The sequence below is a fragment of the Williamsia sp. M5A3_1d genome, assembly GCF_053345315.1.
This window is the reverse complement of sequence record NZ_JBKEZX010000003.1, coordinates 487,713-505,174: the sequence shown is the minus strand read 5'-3', so window position 1 is coordinate 505,174 and position 17,462 is coordinate 487,713. Positions and strand designations below refer to the sequence as shown.

The following is a 17,462-nucleotide window of genomic DNA, read 5'->3' as shown; positions in this document are numbered from 1 at the left end:
ACGGCCGAAGCGACATAGTGGATTCCACCCAAATCAGGCACGCGGTCGAAATGGGTGGTGACATCTTCCTTACCGGTCGGTAAGGTACATCTTACTGCCGAGTAAGATCGGCATCGGCGCAAGTCGGGAGCCCTCGGGTCCTCCGGGACGGCGTCGTCCAGCCCAGAACATCGACCACGAAACTGTAGGTGCGAAATGTCTACTCACACTGAGCCGCGCGACACCTCCGCGGTCGGCAAGAACCCCCCCAAGACCAACGCGATCGGCGCGGCGATGCGGTTTCTGACCGTCATCACCGGTTCCGACATCGCCGAGCGCTTCGGCCTGCGCGAGCCGATCAACCGTGTCGCTTACCAGGGCACCAAGACGGGGTTCCAGACCCTGGGCGCGGCGAGCCGCGCGTTCAAGTCGGTACAGGGCGGCGGCGCCCCGAAGCGCCTGGCCACCCCGGGCAAGGACTACTTCAACATCGCGCCGGACGACGAGCAGAAGATGATCGCCGACACCGCGCGTGAGTTCTCCGAGGAGATCCTGCGGCCGGCCGCGCACGACGCCGACGAGGCCGCCGTCGCCCCCGAGGAGCTGCTGGGCCGCTTCGCCGAGCTCGGTATCACCACGATCAACGTGCCCGAGGAGTTCGACGGCGCGGCGAGCGAGCGCGGCGTGGTCACCAACGGTCTGGTCGCCGAGGCGATGGCCTACGGCGACATGGGGCTGGCCATCCCGCTGCTCGCGCCGAGCGGTGTCGCCACCACGCTGACGCAGTACGGCAGCGACGCGCAGCAGAAGACCTTCCTCCCCGACTACGCCGGTGAGAACGTCCCGCAGTCGTCGGTGGTCATCGCCGAGCCGCGCGCCCTGTTCGACGCGTTCGACATCAAGACCAAGGCGACCCGCGCGCCGAGCGGCTACAAGCTCGACGGCGTGAAGTCGTTCGTCCCCGCCGCCGGCTCGGCCGAGCTGTTCATCATCGGCGCCAACCTCGACGGCCGTCCGGCTCTGTTCATCGTCGAGGCCGACACCGACGGACTCATCGTCGAGGCCGACCCGGGTATGGGTGTGCGGGCCGCCGGCATGGGTCGCCTTCTGCTGAACAATGTCTCGATCCCCAAGTCGGCACTGCTCGGCGAGGAGGAGGGCGACGCGGCGTTCGCGGCCTACCGCGACGTGGTCCGGCTCGCGCGCCTCGGGTGGTCGTCGCTGGCCGTGGGCACCAGCCAGGCCGTGCTCGACTACGTGGTCCCCTACGTCAACGACCGCACCGCTTTCGGTGAGCCGGTCTCCAACCGACAGGGCGTCGCCTTCCCGGTCGCCGTCATGGCCACCGAGCTCGACGGCCTGCGACTGGTGACCCAGCGCGGCACCTCGCGCGCCGAGCAGGGCCTGTCGTTCGCCCGCGAGGCCGCTCTCGCCCGGAAGCTCGTGTCCGACAAGGGCATGCAGATCGGTTCCGACGGCGTGCAGCTGCTCGGTGGCCACGGCTTCACCAAGGAGCACCCGGTGGAGCGCTGGTACCGCGACCTGCGTGCGGCCTCCATCGGCGAAGGCATCGTCGTCCTCTAGTCCCTGATCCCACTTCCCGGCTTCATCCTCGAAAAGAGAGAACCATGGCAATCAACCTCGAACTGCCCAAGAAGCTCCTGGTGACCGTCGATCAGGCGCACCAGGCGGCAGCGAACATCTTCCGACCCGTCTCGCGCAAATACGATCTACACGAGCACGACTACCCCATCGAGCTCGACACCCTGGCCAGCCTGTACGACGGCCTGTCCGAGACCGGCCAGGCCGGTGCCGGCGCCGACGGTGGCCGCAAGCAGCCGCAGAAGGAGCTGCCCAAGGGTGCCGTCGCCAACGGCGGCAACATGGCGGCCTGCCTCAACGTCCTCGAGACGTCGTGGGGCGACGTGGGTCTCGTGCTCAGCATGCCGTTCCAGGGTCTGGGCAACGCGGCCATCTCCGCTGTCGCGACCGACGAACAGCTCGAGAGCTTCGGCAAGGTCTGGGCCGCGATGGCCATCACCGAGCCCGGCTTCGGCTCCGACTCGGCAGCGGTCTCGACCACCGCCGTGCTCGACGGTGACGAGTACGTCATCAACGGCGAGAAGATCTATGTGACCGCGGGTTCGCGTGCCACCCACATCGTGGTGTGGGCGACGGTCGACAAGAGCGCCGGTCGCGCCGCCATCAAGAGCTTCGTGGTCCCCCGCGAGCACCCCGGCGTGACCATCGAGCGCCTCGAGCACAAGCTCGGCATCAAGGTCTCCGACACCGCGCAGATCCGTTTCGAGAACTGCCGCATCCCGAAGGAGAACCTGCTCGGTTCCCCCGAGGTGGACACCAAGAAGGGTTTCGGCGGCGTCATGCAGACGTTCGACAACACCCGTCCGATGGTGGCCGCGATGGCCGTGGGTGTCACCCGCGCAGCGCTCGAGGAGATCCGTCGGCTGCTCGAGGAGGCGGGTGTCGAGATCGACTACGACAAGCCCGCTCAGAGCCAGCACGCCGCTGCCGCAGAGTTCATCCGTCTCGAGTCCGACTACGAGTCCGCCTACCTGTTGATGCTGCGCGCCGCCTGGATGGCCGACAACAAGCAGCCCAACTCCAAGGAGGCGTCGATGTCGAAGGCGAAGGCCGGACGCTCCGTCGTCGACGTGACCACCCGTGCGGTCGAGCTGGCCGGCACCTTGGGCTACTCCGAGCACCTGCTGCTGGAGAAGTGGGCCCGCGACTCGAAGATCCTCGACATCTTCGAGGGAACCCAGCAGATCCAGAACCTGGTCATCGCGCGTCGCGTGCTCAACAAGACGAGCGCCGAACTGAAGTGAGGACGTGCTGTCACCACCGCTCTCGGTGACAGCTGCACAGGGGCCCGGACGCACCGAGGGGTGCGTCCGGGCCCTTCCTCGTTGTCCGTCGCCCCGCTCTGTCGCACACGCTTGTGACGCGGTCGACGGGACACCGAGCCCCTGTCGGGCCCTCGACGGGACGTGTCCCCGTTCACATGAACACGGTGTTCCTCGTCACGGAAACACCCGACTGGGCACCCGTCCATCGGCGGTCCGACACGCCGAGATGACCTGCCTCGGAGCCGATCTGACGGCGTGGCGAGTCCCGCCCGGCCGGCTCTGCGCCGCGCGATTCCTCGATGTGACCACACGACGTGTCGGTTTGTAGCGTCGCCTGCGGTTCGAGATCGAGTGCTCCCCGTCGCCCCGCGACGATGGTTTGCCGAGCAGGCCCGCACACGGTCTCGACGACCGCCCGAGTCAGTCCACGGGCGGGAGAGAACGTCAGCGCCGCGCACACCGACATCTCGACCGCGGTGCGTTGAGGAGGAACCCATGAGCACGACCATCCGCACCCTGACCCTGCGTGCAGGAGTCACCGGCGTCCTGGCCGCTGCGTCGTTGGGCCTGATGGCCGGCACCGCGTCCGCCGAGGGCGGGCACAACTGGGACGCCGTCGCCGCCTGCGAGAGCGGCGGCAACTGGGCGATCGACACCGGCAACGGCTACTCCGGGGGCCTGCAGTTCACCCAGAGCACCTGGGAGGCGAACGGCGGCGTCGGCAGCCCGGCGGCCGCCAGTCGCGAGGAGCAGATCCGCGTCGCGGAGAACGTCCTCGCCTCGCAGGGACCGGGTGCATGGCCGGTCTGCGGCAGCAACCTCTGATCGAGGATCGACCGCCCGAAAGGGCGACACGCTCAGAACCCGGCTCCCCGCGCGGAGCCGGGTTCTGACCGTTGTGAGGCAGAATGTGTGCAAGTGAGCAGTTCTGCCAGCAGAATGTGGATCAATATTGATTCATTAGATATTGTCAACGTGGACCGCAGTCCACATCGGGTTGCGCGAGGGTGAGGGATCGACAAGATGAGCACAGGCCGTTCCACGGTCGCGCGGGGTACCGGCCGCGATGTACTTCTCGACGCGACCTTGCGGCTGATCGGTGAGCGGGGGCTCCACGCGATCACGCTGCGCGAGGTCGCCGCGGCGGCAGGTCTGTCGCTGGGGTCGACGACCTACCACTTCGCCGACCGCGACGCCCTGCTGATCGCCGCCCTGTCGCGTTTCGCCGACTCGGTCGTCGAGCAGTGCGATACCGCGCTCGCCCGGCCCGAGCTCGACACCATGACCCCCCGCGAGCTGATGGCCGCGGTGTTCGCCGATTTCAGCGCGTCGTACTGCGAGCCGACCCGGATGCTGGCACAGCTGGAGATGTACACCGAATCGGCGCGCAACCCAACCGTGGCCGCGATCTCGGACCGCTGCATGGCCGCCTACCGCCGCCTGCTGGTCCGCGCGTTCGCGGCGGCCGGCCTGCCCGACGCCGAGACCGATGCGCGAATCGCGCACGTGATGGTCTACGCCGACGGTCTGGCGCTGCAGAGCGCCGCGAAGGGCACCCCCTGCGAGCTCCAGGCCGACGCCCCGGCGGTCATCTGGGCGCTCGCCACCGCCTCGATCTGATCGGCCGCGTCAGAACGCGACGCGGGTGATGGTCTCGGCGACCAGCGAGGGTTTCGGCGCATCACGCACGGTGAGCGTGTGCGTGACCACCATCTCGACCATCCCGTCCTTCGTGGTCTGCGCCGAGGTGAGCACCGCGGTCAACGCGACCTCCGAGCCGACCGGCACCGGAGCCGGGAACCGCACCTTGTTGGAGCCGTAGTTGATGCCCAGCTTCGCGTTCTCGATGCTGTAGAGCTGCCATGCGAGCATCGGCACCAACGACAGCGTGAGGTAGCCGTGGGCGATCGGCCCACCGAACGGGCTCTCCGCCTTCGCCCTCTCGACGTCGACGTGGATCCACTGATGGTCACCGGTCGCCTCGGCGAACTGGTTCACCCGCTCCTGGGTGATGGTCAACCAGTCGGTGGTGCCCAGGGTCTCCCCCGCCGCGCCGAGGATGTCGTCTGCTGATGTGAACACTCGCATGCGCCCAAACCTACCGCCGAGTTCGCGCACGGACCCCGGGATCAGCTGTTCGCGTAGGCGCGGAGCGGTCCCTGAGAACCGCTATCACGGTTCATGTCGGTGCGTCCGGGGATCCCGGGGACCGATGCGCTGCTCGTGTACTGCCAGAACGCCCATCGGGTCCACCCACCCGGCAACGGACCGGGTGCCGAGCGACCGTTGTAGTCGGCGATCCACAGCGGGTAGCCGGCGAAGGCGGTGGTGTTCGCCATCGCCGTGCGCCAGAAGTTCGGATAGGTGTAGATGATCGGCGTCCGGCCGGTGAGCAGACGGACGGTGTCGAGGTATTGGCGTGTCCACGCGATGAGCGCTCCGGGCCCGAGGCCACCTGTCTTCTCCAGGTCGAGGACGGGCGGCAGATCGCCGTAGCCGTTGATGCCGAGGGTCACCGTGGCGAACAGGGCCGCCTGCGGTGCAGCGGGCAGGGCGGGGTCGGCGTAGTGGTAGGAACCACGCGCGACGCCGGCCAGGCGCATGCCGATCGAGTCGGGCACGAAGTAGGGGTTGACGTAGCTCAGTCCCTCGGTGGCCTTGACCATGGCCATGTCCTGCCCCGACGCCTTCACCGCGAACCAGTTGATGAGAGTGCCGTTCACGTGTTGCCACGACGAGACGTCGGGCCCGGTGTCGGCGGACGCGACCGCCGCGGGCACCGCGGCAGCCAACGCCGCCGTCACGGAGATCGTCGCGACACACCGCCGCAGTCGTTGACTTCCCATCACTCGCATGCTGTGACGGTAGGGCATGAAGTGGCTCGAGGTACAGGTGTGATCCCGGTGTGTCGGGTGACGCCTCAGTACTGTGACGGCATGGACGAGGACTTCTGGAACGCCCGGTACGACGAGGGCGATCGCGTGTGGAGCGGGGATCCGAACGGTGCACTGGTCGACGAGATGACCGACGTGACGCCCGGCCGCGCACTCGACCTGGGTAGCGGGGAGGGCGATGACGCCCGGTGGCTCGCCGCGCGTGGATGGGATGTCACGGCGGTCGACATCTCGGGCGTCGCCATCGACCGGGCACGCGCACTCGGCGCCGACGGTTCGATCCGGTGGGAACGGCGCGACGTCGCCGTCGAGGGACCGCCCGCGGGCCCGTTCGATCTGGTGTCGATGCAGTACTTCCCGATGATGCGGGTCGAGGGCGACGGACCGATGCGCGCACTTCTCGAGGTGGTCGCTCCCGGCGGCACCCTGCTGTGGGTCGCACACGACATGACCGACATCCACCGTCACCGAGCCGAGCATCAGCAGGAGGCGCCGGGCGACGAACCCCGTTGGCGAGGACCCGATCTCGACAGCGTCTATCACACCGAGCACGTCGCGGCCCTGCTCACCGACGGGTGGTCGGTGGTGCGCAACGAGTTACGGCCCCGCCGCCACAGCGGTGTCGGCGGCGGAGCCCATCACGTCAACGACGTGGTCCTGCGGGCCGTGCGCACCTGACCCCGGCGCACGGGGCCCCTCAGCCGAGTGGGTTGGAACCCGGTGTCGCGGCGGTCATGTCGGTGACCGCCGACCACTGTGCACGCAGGTCGTCGACCGACGGCGGGGTGTCGAAGTGCACGCCGCCGTTGTGGAAGATCTGTGCGCGGGCGACCTGCCCGCCGCCGACCTCGAAGATCGACCCGGTGTCGGTGCACTCCTCACTCATGAGCTGGGCGACGACCGGAGCGACGAACGCGGGCGAGAGCTTCTCGAGCATCTCCGCGGGTGCGATGTCCTCTGTCATACGCGTGGCGGCGAGCGGCGCAACGGCATTGGCGGTGATGGAGTACTTCGCCCCCTCGACGGCGAGGGTGTTGATCAGCCCGACCAGCCCGAGTTTCGCGGCACCGTAGTTGGCCTGACCGAAGTTGCCGTATAGACCGCTGGTCGAGGTCGCGACCACGACGCGACCGAAGCGTTGCTCGCGGAAATGTGGCCATGCCGCGCGGGTCACGTTGTAGCCGCCGTAGAGGTGGACCTTGATGACGGCGTCGAAGTTCTCGTCGCTCATCTTGTGGAACGAGCCGTCGCGCAGGATGCCCGCGTTGTTCACGACGCCATGCACGGCACCGAACGTGTCGAGTGCGGTCTGCACGAGCGCCTGAGCACCCTCGGCGGTGGCGACGGAGTCGTAATTGGCCACGGCGCGCCCACCGGCGTCGGTGATCTCGCCGACCACGGTGTCGGCCATCGTCGACCCCGAACCGGATCCGTCGCGGGCCCCGCCGAGGTCGTTGACCACCACGAGCGCTCCCTCGGCCGCGAGCAGCTTCGCGTATTCGCGTCCCAGCCCGCCCCCGGCGCCGGTCACCACGACCACCCGGTCCTCGACTCCACTCACTGCGAACTCCTCTCGTAGGCAACCTCTGTGCTGACAGGTCTACCGCACGCATACATTCGTCGACATGCGCCTGTTCCTGACGTGTCTCGGTGTCGACGGACACGACGATCTGCTGGTGTCGGTGACGGGCCGGGGCGCACAGATAGGAGTGGTGCTCAACGCCATCGACGACCGTCCGTCCGATCGGGCGCTCGCCACAGAGATCGAGACCGCCGAACTGACGCGCCTGGGGCTTCGACCGGTCGTGCTCGATCTGCGTGAACCGGCGGACGTGGCGCTCCTGGAGGTCGTCGACGCGCTGTGGGTGCGCGGCGGCAACACCTTCCTGCTGCGATCGGCGATGGCCGGGCACGGCGCCGATCAGGTGATCACCGCGCGCATCAGCGACGAATCGCTCGGATACGCGGGGTACAGCGCCGGCGCGGCGGTGCTGGCGCCCGATCTCACCGCCGTCGCCGCGGTCGACGACCCGTCGGTGGTCGACACGCCGATCACAGCCGGGCTCGGCGTGCTCGATCGACCGCTCATCCCCCACGTCGGCGGGACCTATGCCGACGGCGTCGCCTGCACCGAACTGAGCCGGCGCCTCACCGCCGACGGCGTCGCACACCATTCCGTGAGGGACGGCGATGCGCTCGTGACCCTCGGCGGTGAACTCCGCCTGGTTCCCCGCCGCTGATCGACGTTCAGGCGTCGAACAGGTCGACGAGGTCGTCGTGGCCCAGGTGGCGGGCCCACTGCACGGGCGTCGAGTCGAAGCGGGCGTCGCGGATCGTGGGATCGGCGCCCAGTTCGATCAGACGCGCCACCATGGCGGCGTCGTCGCGTTCGACGGCGGTGTGCAATGCGGTCTGCCACGGCTGATCTATCGCGATGTCCGACCGCCCCATCGCGTCGATGTCGAACCCGTTGTCGCTCAACAATTCCACGGCGGCGACTCGACCATGGGCCGCCGCCCACACCATCAGAGCGGGTCGCGCGGTCCGGACGGCGGTCACCACAGCGAGCGGGGTGGCGGCCACGGTGGCAGCATCACCGGCCAGCACCGCTGCGACGAATGCCTCGCCCGGTGACAGCGTCGGCATCGCGGCGCCGAGCACGGTGAGGCGGTGGGCGAGCGCCGCGTGACCGTTGCCGACAGCCACGTCGATCGGCAACCTGCCGTCGGGCAGGGGTGCGGTCACGTCGACGCCGTGGCTCGCGAGCAGTTCCACCCGGTCGCGTTGATCGTGGGTCACCGCCCACGCCAGCAGTCCGCCGACGATGTCACGGGGGGCGGGAAGCACGTCGGGAAGCGCTGCGCGCCAGGGACCCCCGGCACCCCGGCCGAGCCCGTGCTCGAGCAGCAGCGCGTACACACTGTCGTCCGTGCCGAACATGCGGTTGTAGACGGCCTGACCGTCGTTGGCCTGTGCCCCCGACTCGAGAAGCAGGCGCGCGAGGTCGAGGACATGCGGATGCGGCGGCTGGTCTCGCTCTCCCCCACCACAGACGCCGGTCAGGACGGTGAACGGGGTCGGGAGACCCGCGAAGAATCGCCCGTCGTTCACATCCGCGCCGGCGGCGAGTAGCAGGCGTGCGGTGTCGAGACAGTCCTCGAGGTCGGTGTCGAGGCGGCCGTACGCCAGGTACATCAGGGGCGCCCACGCGAAGGGCCCCACGGGCTCGCGTGCGGCTGAAGGATTGCGCGTCAGCATCTCTCGCAACGCCGACACGTCGGCGGTGACTGCGGCCGTCGCGGCGTTCGCCGTGCGCAGGGTCGGCTGCGACCTGAGCATCTCCTGCGCGCGGCGTGCATTCCCGGTCTCGTCGCGCTGGTAGGTGAGACATCCGAGGTCGAGAAAGGTGTCTGCGGGGTGGGTACCGCGGTCCCTCTCGAGCGTCCACTTACGCGCCGCGACGGTCCGCACATGGCGCACCAGGCGCGGCCAACTGGCGAAGCCATACTCACGAGCCAGATCACGCTGAGCGCTCGTCAACGCGTAATCACGGTCCGTGTGACGCCTCGTACGTTGGAGTTCGCGTGCGCGCCTGCGCAGTTGCTCGAGATCGGGGTTCTCGGGAAGGTGGGCCACGGCAGGCTCCTCTCGTCGCCTGCGGTCCGCGGGACAGGCCGAAAGGAGGTGGGTGGTCGGTTCTCCGGTGACGCCTACCGAGTGGGCTCAGCCCTGTCCGCGGACCCGGAGGCGCCTCGGCGAACGCCTACGGACGATGTTAACCGTTGCAGCGGACGTTATCGAGAAGTGGAGGCGGATTCGCTGCCCGCGAGCAGGATCGACGCGATCAACTCCGGATTGTCGGACATGGGAACATGTCCCACCCCGGGAACCGAGATGATGCGGGCGTGCGGGAAATGTGCGGTCACGTTGTGGCGATCGCGGTGCGGGAGGATGAGGTCGCGCGTCCCCCACGCGACGGTCACCGGCACCGGCGGCGACGTGAGCGGCGGCAGCTCGAACGGTGCATCCACCCCGCCGGCGAGTGTCGTGTTGGTGAGCAGGGAATGTGCATCGGTAACCGCGTTTTCGTACGAGATGCGGCTGGGGTGGGCGAAGAACGGCGCGAGCGACGGATAGCGGACGAACCTGCTGCGGAACGCGTTCGGTAGGTGGTCCCCCATCGCGCCCGCGGCTGCACGCAGCATTCGGAACCTCACCATGCTCCGGGCCTGCGCGGAATGGTTCTTCCAGAACCCGGCGGGCGACAACGCCGTGGCCGATGCGACATCGCCGCGGGCGGCGAGCGCCAACGCCAGATATCCGCCGAGCGAGTTCCCGGCGATGTGCACCGGTCCGTTCGATTCCTGCTCGGTGACCAACTCCGAGAGTCGTTCGATGAACACCGGCAGCCGTTCCGCGGCAAGGACGTCGACATCCTCGGACTCACCATGGCCGGGGAGGTCGACAGCCACCACGCGTCGATACGGGGTCAACAGGTCGAGCACCGGATCCCACGCCTGCCTGCGATGAACGACGCCATGGACCAGGAGCAGGGTCGGGCCCTCGCCGGCCACGTCGAATCGCAGACTCATGCGCCACAGAGTAGACGTACGGGTCGGCGCCACCGGTCGTGAGTCAGAACGGTGGTGGTTCGTCGTCCTCCGCCTCGCGGGCTGCCCGTTCCTGGGCCTCGGCTTCGCGGGTGCGGCGGTTGTGTTCGCGTTCTGTCTGTCGGCGGGCGTGTTTGTCCGCCAGGCGTGGTCGGCGTCTGGTGGGCGAGGGCTCTGGCTCAGGGTTCGTGGCTGGTGGTGCGTTCTCGGGTGCGGTGAACTGGATGTCTTTCAACGCCGGGAACAGATCATCGCCGGTGAAGGCGGGTCCGGTGATGGTGAGGCCTTCGGGGGTGATGATCACCCGCTCGGTCCGGCCATCCCGGGACTGGGTTTGGTCGTCGAGGAACGCGGTGTGGGTTTTCAGGTTGTGGTGGAACCGGCACTTCGACCCGGTGTTCCCCGGACACGTCTGACCGCCGTGTTCGGGGTGGTCGTGGTCGTATTCGCGGGTGTGGTCGATGTCGCACACCCACGCCGCCCGTTCGCAGCCCGCGACGTCGCAGTACAGCGATCGGGCCCGCACAACGGTGTCGAGGGCGGTGGAAGGCCGGTACGGGTTGCCGGGTGTGTGTGGGGCCATCGGGTCATCGAGATGCCCGATCGGCTTGACCGACACCCCGGGCTCGAGAAGCAACTCGTCGAGGTGCGCGGGGGAGATGACGCCGTAGCCGTCGAGGAAACACGGGGTCTCCCCATCCCCGGCGACGGTCTCGAGATCGCAGATGACGTGCAGCGTCATGTTCGACCCCGTGCCCGGCACGGTGCGCGGTGTGGGGGCGTCGTCCTCAGCAGCGGTCGGCGCATTGCAGGACTCGCCATCCCCGCACTGGCATTCCCAGGCGACACCCATGACGAGGCTGAAGTGGGCATCGGACTTCCTTGCCGCGAGAGTCCGGCCATCGTTCTTGCAGACCGCGCGGGCGAGTGTGTCCACCCGTCGCGACACCTGGATCGCCTTCTCGGCGGTGCTGGTGGCCTCGACGCGGGCCATGCCGTCCTCGAGACGTTCGGTCCAGAACCCACGCGCATCGACCGCGGCTTTGCGTCGGGCCCGAACGGCATCGGGGTCGACCCGGTAGACGCTGCGGTCGACCATGTCCCGAATCCGGCCCGGTGACCACGACCCCCGCCGCCGTAACGCCGCGGCGACCTCGGTGTCGACGGTGTCCTGCGCCTCACGGTCGACGAGCAGGTCGGTGCGTTCGACGATCGTCCGCACGTACCGCGGCGAGAGACGCCCGTCCCGCAAACACGCGGCGACCTTCGGGAGACGATCCCGCAGCGCGACAGCGGTGTCGACGAGTCGTTCGGCGGCGCCCTGCGACATCGAATGCGTCAGGGCGATCCGGGCGGCGCACTGCATCGACGCATCGAACGTCCGCCGATCCGACGCTTCTTCAGGCATGACGAGTTGGCGGTGGAGTTCCCCGGCGTCGCGGTAGCGGGTCCACTCCAGGTAGGCCTGTCCGGCGGCGGCGTGAACCATGTTGCCCAACAACGAGTTCACCGAAGCATCGACGTGGTCGGTGAGCAACCCCACCGACCCCGCATCCACCCCAGTCCACGCAGGCGCAGAGGGGGTGGACGCGCACTCGCTCCGAGCCTCGCTGCGCTCGATTCTCACTCGGCGCACCCCCGCACCAGCCATGAAACAAGCCTAGAACAGGGGTACGACAATTCCGGCGCCCGAGAGCAGGACCGCGCGGGTACCCGACAACCCCTCGCACCGGGCGAGTCCAGGTGCGATGGTGGGGGGACGAGACGGGAGAAACACATGACCGATGCACTGCCGACGACGACACGTGGCACCACGACGCCCACCGACGACCCCCGGGCGGTGGTCACTCGGTTCCTGTACGCACTGCGCGACGAGGACTTCATCACCGCTGCAGCACTTCTCGACGACGACCTCGTCTATCAGAACGTCGGACTGCCGACGATTCGTGGTGCCCGCCGAACCTTGGCGCTGTTCCGACGGATGGAGGGACGGGTGCCGTTCGATGTGATCGTGCATCGATCGACCGCCGACGGTTCGACGGTGATGAACGAGCGCACCGACGCGCTCACGTTCGGACCGGTGCGGTTGCAGTTCTGGGTATGCGGCGTCTTCGAGGTCCGCGACGGCCGAATCGCACTGTGGCGCGACTACTTCGACAACCTCGACATGGGGAAAGCGCTGGTGCGCGGACTTCTCGGCGCCGTTGTACCTGCGCTCGGGCGCCCCTACCAGGGGACACGCCGCTCATCGTGACCGCGACACGCCCCGACCGGGCTGCACGACCACCCATACCCCGGATCGTTCCGACCGGGACCACTGCACTGTTCAGGAAGAGCCCATGCGAGCCCTACCGTTTCTGACCTTTCAGCCGACGCCGTCGGGGAGCACAGCGGCCTCGGCGATGAGCGCCTACGTCCGCATCTTCGGTGGTCGCGTCATCTCCGATCGTCGCCGAGGCGCCGGCGAACCGGGCGGCGAGGGAACGGTGTTCCTCGCCGAATTCGAGGTCGCCGGACTGCGGGTCCGGTGCAGCGACTCGGCGATCCAGCACGCATGGGATGTCACCCCGGCGATATCGATCTGGGTCGACTGCGACACCGCCGACGACCAGCGCCGCGTGTTCGACGCGCTGTCCGAGGGCGGCCAGGAGTTCATGCCGTTGGGCGACTACGGCTTCGGACCGTTCGGCTGGGTGCAGGACCGTTTCGGCGTCAGCTGGCAGATCGGTGTCACGACGGATTGAGGCCATGGCCGGTCGCCCCACGCAACATCGAAGGCCCCCGGAGAATCTCCGAGGGCCTTCGATGTGTAGTAGCGGGGACAGGATTTGAACCTGCGACCTCTGGGTTATGAGCCCAGCGAGCTACCGAGCTGCTCCACCCCGCGTCGGGTGAACACAACGTTACACAGCGGCTCACTCAGACTGCAAATCGCGCCCTGAGCTGCGACGTCATCCGTGATGCTCGTCCCACCAGGCCAGAACTCGGGTGCCGATGAGCGTCAGCCAGGGCGATGGTTCACCCGGCGCGACGTCGGTCTCGAACCACACCGCACCGGGGTGGCGCCCGCCCTGCAGCCACGTCCCGTCGGCGCCACGTGCCGAGCGGATGATGTCGATCGCGTCGGCCATCCGCGGATCGGGGTCGGTGCCGTCGACAGCGGCGGCCATCCGGAGGTGATCGGCGGCGCCGAGCACGCTGTAGACCCACCGCGCCGGGTACACGAACCGGGTCGCCCACGGGCCGACCACCTCACCGTCACCCGCACGACGGAACAGGTCGCGCGACAACAGATACTCCTCCGCCCGCCGGCGCAACGGCGCGACGCGAGAACTGTCGCCGGTCGCGATCTCATAGGACAGGAGACCGCGCAGCGAGTTCAGCGTCGAGTGGAACGACGAGCGCCGGGAACCCTCGACCCATTCGCAGTTCCATCCCCCGTCGGCGAGTTGATGATCGGCGAACCAGTCCACCAACGCTGCGACGTCGGCCCCGAGCCATTGACCGTTGGCCAGTGTCATCGCGTTGATGCATGCGTCCACCTCGCCACCCCAGTAGGGCAGGTCCTCGTACTCCCAGCGCGCGTTCTCGGCGAGGAGATCGGCGGTTCCGCGACGTCGCAGCGGTTCGGCGTCCACACCCCACTCGCGCAGGGTGGCCAGACTCCACGTCGTCGCCGTCCATGGCTGCCCGTCATCACCGCCGGCGAACCCGGCCGGGAAGTATGCGCCGCCCGCCCACAGCCCGTCGTCGTCCTGCAGCGACAACAGTCGCGCGCCGTGCCCCTCGACCGCGGTGCGCGCTCGCGTCGCCTCCCACACCGCAGCCGGCGCGCCGACGATGTCGCGCTCGACCTGCCATCGCAACGTCGGATCGGAATCGAGCAACCAGTCGACGGGCACGTCGGACATCGCCATCGCAGCGACGCTAGTTCCCGGCCGCAGTGTGCACAACGGCGGCCGGGACAGCGGTCACTTCGGCAGCGCCTCGTACCTCTCGGTCGCCGCGCGCAGACGATCGAGTGCCGCACCGTACTGGGTGAAGTTGCCCGAACTCTGCGCCTGCTGCAGCGCATCGATGGCACCGTTCAACTCGGCGACCGCGGCATCGCGCTCGGCGTTGGCGCCACCGCTGGGTGCGGTGCTCGACGACGGCGGGGTCGAACTCGGTGCAGTCGTCGGCACCTGAGCCTGGCCGTTCTGACCCGTCTGACCGGTCTGGCCGGTCTGAGCGTTCTGCTCGCCGGTGTCCTGACCCTCCGGGACCGAACTGGGGTCGGTCGCGTTGGCGCGGCTGATGCCGGCCTGCGACAGCGCCTCACCGATCGTCGGCGCGTAACCGATGGTGATCGGCTGCGTGCTCGAGGCCCGGTATCGGACGATCACGCGGTACAGGCGCGGGAACGTCGCGTCGTTCTTCGCCTGCGCGTAGAGCGGCACCACGTTCAGGATCCCGTTCTGCCCCACCGGAAGTGTCAGCAGGTTGCCGAACCGGACGTTGGCCGAGCTCTGCAGGTTGCGGAGGTCCTCGTTGACCTGACCGAACGTCGACATCGCCGAGAACGCCTGCTTCGGGCCTTCACGCTGCGGGTTGAGCGGCACCTCGCGCACCGTCATCTGCCCGTAGGTGTCCGGGTTCGACGACACCGTCATGTACGACGCCAGGAAGTCCCGGTTGAGGGCGTTGAGCACGCTCGTCAACTGGAAGGTGGCGTTGCCCGTACGGGGATCGGCGGCCACGAAGTAGTACGGCGGCTGATCGAGCCCCTGGGTGACGGCGTTCGGATCGGTCGGATCGGTGGGCACCGACCAGAAGGCGTTGCCCTGGAAGAACGTCTGCGGATCCTTCACGTGGTACTTCTCGAGCAGGGTCCGCTGGATCTTGAACAGGTCCTCCGGGTAGCGCACGTGCTCCACGAGGCTGGTGTTCTTGTCGAACTCCGACCGCGGCTTCACCGAACCGGGGAACACCTTCATCCAGGTCTTGAGGACCGGATCCTTGTCGTCGAACTGATAGAGCGTCACCTTGCCGGTGTAGGCGTCGACCGTGGCCTTCACCGAGTTCCGGACGTAGGCGATCTGCTTGTTGATCTGCGTGCGTCCGGTCTGACCCTGGTTGAGTTCCTGGGCGTCGGTGGTGGCGTCCTGCAGCGACGTCTTCTGCGCGTACGGGTAGTTGTCGAGCGTGGTGTACCCGTCGACGATCCACTGGATCGACCCGTCGCTCATCACGGCCGGGTAGGTCTTGGAATCGACCGTGAGCCACGGCGCCGCCTTCTTCACGCGGTCGCGGGGGTCACGGTTGTAGATGATCTTCGAGTTCTTGTTGATCGCACCCGAGAGCAGGATGTTCCGCTCGGTGTACTTGATGGAGTACGCCAGGCGATTGAAGATGTTGCCGAGCGACACCCCCGCATCGCCGGTGTAGGTGTAGCGCGGCGAATTGGCGGTGTCGTACTCGACACCCTGTCCGCCGTCCGCACCGACGATCGCGTAGTCGGGGTTGACCTTGGAGATCAACTCGCCGAAGTAGATTCGCGGCTGCGTGACCTTGATCGGCGCGTTGGCCTTGTAGTCGGCGCTGTTGATGTTCTCGAGATCACTGACGTCGAACTCCGGCTGTCCACCGTTGTTGACGTCGGTGCCCGACGACGCCGCCTGCGCGGTGCGGTTGGCCGGCGAGGCGACGAACCCGTTGCCGTGGGTATACACGGTGTGCTTGTTGATCCAGTTCTGCTGGTTCTCGGCGAACCGGCTCGGATCGAGCTCACGGACCGCGACGATGTAGTCGCGCAGTTCGTTGTTCACCCGGTACCGGTCGATCGCCAGCTGCGAGGGGAACCCGTAGAAGTTCGCGCCCTGCTGCAGCTGGGTGAACGCCTCGGAGATCACGTTCGGGTCGAGCAATCGGATGTTCGACAGCGTCGCGCGATCGTTGTCGACGGCCTGCTGCACCGCGGGCTGCTGCGTCCAGTCGGTCTGGTACTTGACGTTGTCGTCGCCGATCTTGTACGCCGCCTCGGTGGCACTGATGTTGCGCCCGATGAACTCCGATTCCTTCTGCGCGGCGTTGGGCTTGACGGAGAACTGCTCCATCACCAACGGCCAGCCGACACCGATCACCAACGCCGACAACAGCATCAACGCCGTCGCGAGAGCGGGGACACGGAGATCGCGGAGCACGATGCCACCGAAGAACGCCGCGGCACAGATCACCGCGATGGCCAACAGGATGAGCTTCGAGGGCAACACCGCGTTGATGTCGGTGTAGCTCGCGCCGGTGAAGATCTCCTGTTTACGGGTGCTCGACAGCAGCGTGTACCGGTCGAACCAGTACGCAACGGCCTTGAGCAGCAGGAAGAGTCCGGCGATGACGGCCAGCTGGATGCGGGCGGCCTTGGTGAGCGTGCCGTTGCGGCCGTTGAGCGCGATGCCGCCGAAGATGTAGTGCGTTACCAGGCTCGCGATGAACGCCACCACCAGCAGCACGAATAGGAAGTTCAGCACGAAGCGGAAGAACGGCAGATCGAACGCGTAGAAGCTGACGTCGTAGTTGAACTGCGGATCCTTCACCCCGAACGACTCGCCGTGCAGGAACGTCTGCACCGTCGCCCACGACCCCTGTGCAACCAGTCCCGACAGCAGGCCGATGATGAGTGCGGGCACGATCGCGAACCACCGGATGCGCGTCATGACCACCGCGCGGTACCGCGCGATCGGGTCACCCGGACCACTCGTGGGCACGAACACCGGTCGCGACCGATACGCCAACGCCAACCCGGTGAACACGATCGCCGCGGCCACGAAACCGACGATGAAGAACAGCGCCACCCGCGTCCAGATGATGGTGGAGAAGACGTTGCTGTACCCGAGGTCGTCGAACCAGAGCAGATCGGTGTAGAGCCCGATGAGACGCGGCCCCACCAGCAGGATGACCAGGAGGGCGACGGCGACCCCGATCAGAATCTTGCTCCGTCTCGACAGTGTCGGCATTCCTGCCGGACCCCGTACGTTCACGTCTCACACTCCCACTCATGGTCCCGCGCCAGACGGCCACGGAGCTGCTTTGCCAACACTTTACTGACGGCCACCCCGGCGAGGGGTCCTCGTGCT

General features: G+C 67.6%; 16 protein-coding genes and 1 tRNA gene. 8 read left to right on the top strand and 9 right to left on the bottom strand.

The annotated features are described in order from the left end of the window. Positions 1-195 precede the first annotated feature (195 nt). The 4 genes from ACLBW1_RS14520 (at position 196) to ACLBW1_RS14505 (ending at position 4,466) form a co-directional block, all read left to right on the top strand. Positions 196-1,563: an acyl-CoA dehydrogenase family protein gene (locus tag ACLBW1_RS14520; protein ID WP_447812521.1), complete on the top strand. Its 1,368-nt coding sequence runs from the start codon at positions 196-198 to the stop codon at positions 1,561-1,563. 44 nt (positions 1,564-1,607) lie between these two features. Beyond that, positions 1,608-2,825 carry an acyl-CoA dehydrogenase family protein gene (locus ACLBW1_RS14515; RefSeq protein WP_447812520.1) on the top strand — a complete coding sequence of 406 codons (1,218 nt, stop codon included), beginning with the start codon at positions 1,608-1,610 and terminating at the stop codon, positions 2,823-2,825. 516 nt (positions 2,826-3,341) lie between these two features. After that, complete coding sequence (locus ACLBW1_RS14510) at positions 3,342-3,671, top strand: transglycosylase family protein (protein WP_447812519.1); 330 nt, start codon at positions 3,342-3,344, stop codon at positions 3,669-3,671. Positions 3,672-3,869: 198 nt separating this feature from the next. Further along, positions 3,870-4,466: a TetR/AcrR family transcriptional regulator gene (locus ACLBW1_RS14505; protein WP_447812518.1), complete on the top strand. Its 597-nt coding sequence runs from the start codon at positions 3,870-3,872 to the stop codon at positions 4,464-4,466. Positions 4,467-4,475: 9 nt separating this feature from the next. On the opposite strand, the gene ACLBW1_RS14500 is transcribed toward ACLBW1_RS14505, so the two are convergent. Further along, complete coding sequence (locus tag ACLBW1_RS14500) at positions 4,476-4,934, bottom strand: MaoC family dehydratase (RefSeq protein ID WP_447812517.1); 459 nt, start codon at positions 4,932-4,934, stop codon at positions 4,476-4,478. A 41-nt stretch (positions 4,935-4,975) separates the two neighbouring features. Next, entirely contained in the window at positions 4,976-5,692 is a 717-nt protein-coding gene (locus ACLBW1_RS14495; protein ID WP_447812516.1) for a glycoside hydrolase family 25 protein, read from the bottom strand. Positions 5,693-5,782: 90 nt separating this feature from the next. Between ACLBW1_RS14495 and ACLBW1_RS14490 the strand changes: the two genes are divergently transcribed. Further along, entirely contained in the window at positions 5,783-6,418 is a 636-nt protein-coding gene (locus tag ACLBW1_RS14490; RefSeq protein ID WP_447812515.1) for a class I SAM-dependent methyltransferase, read from the top strand. A 19-nt stretch (positions 6,419-6,437) separates the two neighbouring features. Here ACLBW1_RS14490 and ACLBW1_RS14485 read toward each other — a convergent pair whose 3' ends face one another. Continuing rightward, positions 6,438-7,301: an SDR family NAD(P)-dependent oxidoreductase gene (locus tag ACLBW1_RS14485; protein WP_447812514.1), complete on the bottom strand. Its 864-nt coding sequence runs from the start codon at positions 7,299-7,301 to the stop codon at positions 6,438-6,440. A 64-nt stretch (positions 7,302-7,365) separates the two neighbouring features. Here ACLBW1_RS14485 and ACLBW1_RS14480 point away from each other — a divergent pair, with 64 nt between their 5' ends. Beyond that, positions 7,366-7,980: a Type 1 glutamine amidotransferase-like domain-containing protein gene (locus tag ACLBW1_RS14480; protein WP_447812513.1), complete on the top strand. Its 615-nt coding sequence runs from the start codon at positions 7,366-7,368 to the stop codon at positions 7,978-7,980. Positions 7,981-7,987: 7 nt separating this feature from the next. On the opposite strand, the gene ACLBW1_RS14475 is transcribed toward ACLBW1_RS14480, so the two are convergent. The 3 genes from ACLBW1_RS14475 to ACLBW1_RS14465 form a co-directional block, all read right to left on the bottom strand. Next, positions 7,988-9,376, bottom strand: coding sequence for an ankyrin repeat domain-containing protein (locus tag ACLBW1_RS14475; protein ID WP_447812512.1), 1,389 nt, complete (start codon positions 9,374-9,376; stop codon positions 7,988-7,990). A gap of 158 nt (positions 9,377-9,534) precedes the next feature. Beyond that, positions 9,535-10,332 carry an alpha/beta fold hydrolase gene (locus ACLBW1_RS14470; protein ID WP_447812511.1) on the bottom strand — a complete coding sequence of 266 codons (798 nt, stop codon included), beginning with the start codon at positions 10,330-10,332 and terminating at the stop codon, positions 9,535-9,537. 43 nt (positions 10,333-10,375) lie between these two features. Then, a complete protein-coding gene (locus ACLBW1_RS14465) occupies positions 10,376-11,908 on the bottom strand; it encodes a DUF222 domain-containing protein (protein ID WP_447812510.1) in 1,533 nt (510 codons plus the stop codon). 219 nt (positions 11,909-12,127) lie between these two features. Between ACLBW1_RS14465 and ACLBW1_RS14460 the strand changes: the two genes are divergently transcribed. Both ACLBW1_RS14460 and ACLBW1_RS14455 read left to right on the top strand, forming a co-directional pair. After that, positions 12,128-12,604, top strand: coding sequence for a limonene-1,2-epoxide hydrolase family protein (locus ACLBW1_RS14460; RefSeq protein WP_447812509.1), 477 nt, complete (start codon positions 12,128-12,130; stop codon positions 12,602-12,604). An 85-nt stretch (positions 12,605-12,689) separates the two neighbouring features. Then, the gene (locus tag ACLBW1_RS14455) at positions 12,690-13,094 is read left to right on the top strand and encodes a VOC family protein (protein WP_447812508.1); all 405 of its coding nucleotides are present in this window, start codon (positions 12,690-12,692) and stop codon (positions 13,092-13,094) included. A 69-nt stretch (positions 13,095-13,163) separates the two neighbouring features. On the opposite strand, the gene ACLBW1_RS14450 is transcribed toward ACLBW1_RS14455, so the two are convergent. From ACLBW1_RS14450 to ACLBW1_RS14440, 3 genes are all read right to left on the bottom strand, one after another. Then, positions 13,164-13,237: transfer RNA gene (locus ACLBW1_RS14450), tRNA-Met, on the bottom strand. 64 nt (positions 13,238-13,301) lie between these two features. Beyond that, the gene (locus ACLBW1_RS14445; protein WP_447812507.1) at positions 13,302-14,267 is read right to left on the bottom strand and encodes a squalene cyclase; all 966 of its coding nucleotides are present in this window, start codon (positions 14,265-14,267) and stop codon (positions 13,302-13,304) included. A 54-nt stretch (positions 14,268-14,321) separates the two neighbouring features. Continuing rightward, the gene (locus tag ACLBW1_RS14440) at positions 14,322-17,342 is read right to left on the bottom strand and encodes a UPF0182 family protein (protein ID WP_447812506.1); all 3,021 of its coding nucleotides are present in this window, start codon (positions 17,340-17,342) and stop codon (positions 14,322-14,324) included. Positions 17,343-17,462: the final 120 nt, after the last annotated feature.